The organism is Bacillus sp. SIMBA_005 (genome assembly GCF_046535585.1).
In the GTDB taxonomy this organism is placed as follows: Bacteria; Bacillota; Bacilli; order Bacillales; family Bacillaceae; genus Bacillus; species Bacillus pumilus.
Genome location: NZ_JAWRWI010000168.1, coordinates 1 through 318, shown reverse-complemented (window position 1 = coordinate 318; position 318 = coordinate 1). Strand labels below are relative to the sequence as shown.

The following is a 318-nucleotide window of genomic DNA, read 5'->3' as shown; positions in this document are numbered from 1 at the left end:
GCACCCGCACCGTTCTGAGCACACGAGCCGGTGTCGCGGAGACCAAACCCGGGCCGCACACTTTGCCCGCGAGGACAAGCCGGCCTCGAGTGCGCATCGGAAGAATTCGAACATGGACACCGACGCCGTCGCCCGCCTCGTCTCCCGCTACGCAGCGCCCACCGGCCCGGGACTGGCGGTGGGCGTCTACCGCGGCGGAGTGCTGGTGAGCCAGTTCACGGCAGGACTGGCCTCGGTCGCGTTCGGCGTGCCGATCGACGAGCACACCCGCTTCGACATCGCCTCGATGAGCAAGCAGTTCGCGGCCACCGCGGTCCT

1 protein-coding gene is annotated in these 318 nt (G+C 69.5%); it reads left to right on the top strand.

Annotated features, from left to right (window positions below):
* Positions 1–112: 112 nt before the first annotated feature.
* Positions 113–318: serine hydrolase (locus SB660_RS19600; RefSeq protein WP_410583921.1), on the top strand; the 206-nt coding region annotated here is incomplete at its 3' end.